Raw genomic sequence first — 3,709 nt, 5'->3', positions numbered from 1 at the left:
GGATCGCACGGCGTCCGCGACGCCGCCGCCGGGCCCGGGCGGGCCGCGTTCCCCCGGTCCCGGCGGGCGGCCCAGAACCGGTGGTGGCCCCTTGCCGGGCGCGGTCGCGGGCCCTCTCCACCCCCGGACCGGCGTCCGGGCCGTGCCTCAGGCGGCGGGTGAGTCCCGGGCGGACAGTTCCCCGGCCAGTTCCATACAGCGCTGCCGGGCCGGGGAGAAGTCGTAGGGCATCTTGCCGAAGGCTTCGAACGCGCTCATGGAGCCCGGCTCCCGACTGCCGGAGCCGGGGTCGGCCTCGTCATCGGCGGGAGCGGGGTGCAGAGCGTCCCAGGCGTCGAAGAGGGCGTCGTCCTCCTCCCCCAGGCCCGACTCCTCGATGACGGCGTGCAGGGTGCTTTCGAAGGCGTGCCGTTCGGCGGCCACCCGGGCCACCCGCGGATCATCGACGGCGACGCTGTCGTCGAGCGCCTCCTCGGCGTCATCGAGGCGGTCGGACTCCTCCCGCAGAGCGGGACGCGTGGCCAGGGCGATGAAGCGGCCGGCCCGGACGGCCGCGCCGAGCGGGCCGAAGACCCGCTCGGTGACCAGCAGATCGTCCAGGTCCGCCTGCCGCAGGGAGCCCTCGGGCAGGCTCTTGAGGCGCTGGGTGACGAAGTCGGAGAGCAGGCCCATACGGCTGCCTTCGGTGCGCATCCGCCGCACGGCGGCCCGCTGCCGCCGCAGTTCCGACTCCTGATCGGCGAGGCTCTCCTCCAACCGCTCCAGGATGCCCGCGATACCGTCTGCGCCGACGGCGTCGGCGTCGGCGGAAGCCGTGCCGGTGGTGAAGGAGTCGCGGATGTCGTCCAGGGCGATCCCGGCGTCGGCCATCCTGCGGATCCACAGCAGGCGGATCATGTCCTCGTACCCGTAGCGGCGGCGGCCGTCGACGCCCCGCTCGGGCTCGGGGAGCAGGCCGATCTCGTGGTAGTGGCGGATCGCCCGCGGCGTGCTGCCGACGAAGGCCGCCGCGTCGCCGATCTTGACCCGGCGGGGCGGCGTGAAGGACAGGGGCATGAGCAGGGTGGCTTTCCTCAGGGGACCGGGACGTGGGTCCACCAGACCACATGCCGCTACGGAAGGTGCAACCCCGCGCACCGCCCCGCGCCGGTGCCGGGGAACACGCCCCTCCTCCGTGACGAGCGCGGGGCCGTTCGGTCACCACCGTGCGGGGCGCGCACGGGAGCCCGAACCCGGAACAGGGCCCAGCTGTCGAAGAGCCGCGCCTACTTCCGCACGCGGAAGCGCAGCGTCGTGACGGCGCCGGACTGGGTGTTGCCGAAAGGCTCCAGATCGATCCTGCCGAGGCCCGGGGGCGTGAAGCGGACGCCGTCGCCGAGCAGCACCGGCAGGACGTACACCAGGATCTCGTCGACGAGCCCGCGCCGCAGGCACTGGGCGGCCACGTCCGCGCCGAGGATCTCCAGGTTCCTGTCGCCCGCGGCGCCGCGTGCCGTGGCGACGGCCTCCTCAAGTCCGCAGGTGAGGAAGGTGACGGTGGGGTCCGGCTCGTCGGGGGGCTCGTGGGTGAGGACGAACTGCGGTCCCCCGTCGTAGGCGGTGCCCTGGTCGGGCATGCGTTTGGCGACCTCGTAGGTGCCGCGGCCGACGAGCATGGCGCCCGTGGCAGCCATGACCTCCGGGACCGCGTCCGCGGTCAGGTACTCCGAGATCCAGTCCATCGCGTGGCCGGGACCGGCGATGAAGCCGTCCAGTGACATCGCCCTGTTCACGACCACTCTGCCGGTGCCGATGCCCACGTCACTCATGCGCCTTCTCCCAGGATTCCGGCGGCCCGGAGCCGAATCCTAGCCCGGGCGGCGGGAGGGGCGAGGGCGGAAGCCGCACGCGTGTCCGCGGCGGTCCGACGCGAACGGCCGGCGTCCGGCCGCGCGGCGTCGGGGACGCGCCCGGGTACGGAGCGGACGGCACGCCGGGGCGTCCCCGGTCCCGGGCCGCGTGACCGGCCCGGCGGCCGTCCGCGGCCACCGCGCTAGGACCCGCGCCGCGCCCTGATGCCCGCCAGGATCAGGTCCAGCGTCTGGTCGAAGTAGGTGTTCTCCACGGCCAGGGCGTCCGCCTCCGAGACCGCGGCGGCGACGGCCTCCTCGTGCTCCTGTTCGCGGTCGGACTTCATCGCGCGCATGGCGACGGCGGAGGTGGCCGCGCCGAGGATCTGGTTCGACACCGCCCGGATGGCGACCGCCTGCGCCTCCCCGTCCCCGCCGTACTCCCCCAGCGCCTCGATGATGCGCCTCGACAGGGCGACGGCGTTCGGGCCGATCAGCGGCCGGGAGCCCGCGAACTCGGCCGCCCAGGTGTGCGCGGTCAGGGCCGCGTAGAACCGCAGGGCGGTCTCCTTGAGCGCCTCGTCCCAGGGGGCGTCCGGGGGCGGCGGCACGGAGGCGGCCCCGGCCAGGATCTCGTCCACGGCCAGGTCCACCAGGTCCTCCCGGCGTTCCACGTACCAGTACAGGCTGGTGGCGTGCACCCCGAGTTCGGCGGCGACCTTGCGCATGGTCAGCGCGGACGCCCCCTCGCGGTCGAGCAGGTCGATGGTCGCGGCGACGATGCGTTCGCGGCTGAGGGCGGGCTGGGACCGGCGTCGGCGCTGCGGGCGGTGGAAGACGCTGTCGAACTGCTGGTCGGATCCTGAGGTTGCCATGTCCAACAGGATACTGGGAATCCTACGTTGTAGGTTTCTCTCCAACAGTGTATGTTTCTCGGCATGGCTACCGACAGCTCCCTCACGAGCCCCCAGACCTGCGCCCCCTCCGAGTTCCACGCCGAGGCCCCCGACCGGTCCCGCACGACGGTCACCGACCCCCGCGGCCTCACCGCCTTCCTCGTGATCGCCTTCGCCTTCTCCTGGACCGCCTGGTGGCTCGGCACGCGCCTGCTCGGCGGCGCCGACCCGATGCCCGCCGTGATCGTCGGCAGCTTCGGGCCGATGGTGGCCGCGGCCGTCGTCACCGCGGCCACCCAGGGCCGCAAGGGCGTGGGCGCGCTCTTCCGGCGCCACTCCCTCCGGCGCAGGGGCGGCGTCATGCCCTACCTGATCACCGTGCTGGTGGTCCTGGCCCTCGCGGGCTCCGCCGCGATCCAGGTGTACCTGGGCCAGTCGACCCTGGACGAGGCCCAGCTGTGGGCGGCGCTGCCGACCCTGCCCGTCCAGTTCCTGGTCATCGCGCTGGTCGGCGGCGGCAACGAGGAGCTGGGGTGGCGGGGCTTCGCGCTGCCCCGCCTCCAGGGCATCCTCTCCCCGCTGGCCGCGAACGTGCTGCTCGGCGCGGTCTGGGCGATGTGGCACGCCCCCCTGTTCGCCATGCCCGGCACGCTCCAGGCGCAGATGTACTTCCCCGCCTACGCCCTGCTCTGCGTCGGGTTCACGGTGGTCCTCGGCCACGTCTTCAACTCCGCCCGCGGCGGTGTGGTCGCCGCGATCATCACCCACGCCGCGATCAACGTCGTCTCGGGCGTCAAGGCGGTGGCCGTGGGTGATCCGGCGAGCGCGCCCGAGGTCGCCATGGTCGCCCTGCTCGCGGTGCTCCTCGCGGTCTGCACCCGCGGCCGCCTGGGGCTGCGCCGTTCCGACAGCGCCCGGGGTTAGCGCCGACGGGAGTCCCAGCGCACCTCAGGAACCCGGACGAACGCCGCCCGGGGCCGCCGA

At 73.8% G+C, this 3,709-nt stretch carries 4 protein-coding genes; 1 reads left to right on the top strand and 3 read right to left on the bottom strand.

Annotation, left to right across the window (positions count from 1 at the left end; all coding sequences use genetic code 11):
• Positions 1–147: 147 nt before the first annotated feature.
• The 3 genes from DQW06_RS22250 to DQW06_RS22240 form a co-directional block, all read right to left on the bottom strand.
• Entirely contained in the window at positions 148–1,056 is a 909-nt protein-coding gene (locus DQW06_RS22250; RefSeq protein WP_117199240.1) for a MerR family transcriptional regulator, read from the bottom strand.
• Between the two features lie 209 nt (positions 1,057–1,265).
• Positions 1,266–1,808 carry a dihydrofolate reductase family protein gene (locus DQW06_RS22245; protein ID WP_117199239.1) on the bottom strand — a complete coding sequence of 181 codons (543 nt, stop codon included), beginning with the start codon at positions 1,806–1,808 and terminating at the stop codon, positions 1,266–1,268.
• A gap of 224 nt (positions 1,809–2,032) precedes the next feature.
• Entirely contained in the window at positions 2,033–2,704 is a 672-nt protein-coding gene (locus DQW06_RS22240; protein WP_094805391.1) for a TetR/AcrR family transcriptional regulator C-terminal domain-containing protein, read from the bottom strand.
• 51 nt (positions 2,705–2,755) lie between these two features.
• Between DQW06_RS22240 and DQW06_RS22235 the strand changes: the two genes are divergently transcribed.
• Positions 2,756–3,649, top strand: coding sequence for a CPBP family intramembrane glutamic endopeptidase (locus DQW06_RS22235; protein ID WP_117199238.1), 894 nt, complete (start codon positions 2,756–2,758; stop codon positions 3,647–3,649).
• The last annotated feature ends 60 nt before the right edge of the window (positions 3,650–3,709 follow it).

The sequence above is a fragment of the Nocardiopsis sp. TNDT3 genome (assembly GCF_003427465.1).
GTDB lineage: Bacteria > Actinomycetota > Actinomycetes > Streptosporangiales > Streptosporangiaceae > Nocardiopsis > Nocardiopsis dassonvillei.
This window is presented reverse-complemented; position numbering and strand designations above follow the sequence as displayed.

Coding starts and splice junctions, on each gene's coding strand:
- DQW06_RS22250 (WP_117199240.1), bottom strand. CDS start 1,056: ATGCCCCTGTCCTTCACGCCGCCCCGCCGGGTCAAGATCGGCGACGCG.
- DQW06_RS22245 (WP_117199239.1), bottom strand. CDS start 1,808: ATGAGTGACGTGGGCATCGGCACCGGCAGAGTGGTCGTGAACAGGGCG.
- DQW06_RS22240 (WP_094805391.1), bottom strand. CDS start 2,704: ATGGCAACCTCAGGATCCGACCAGCAGTTCGACAGCGTCTTCCACCGC.
- DQW06_RS22235 (WP_117199238.1), top strand. CDS start 2,756: ATGTTTCTCGGCATGGCTACCGACAGCTCCCTCACGAGCCCCCAGACC.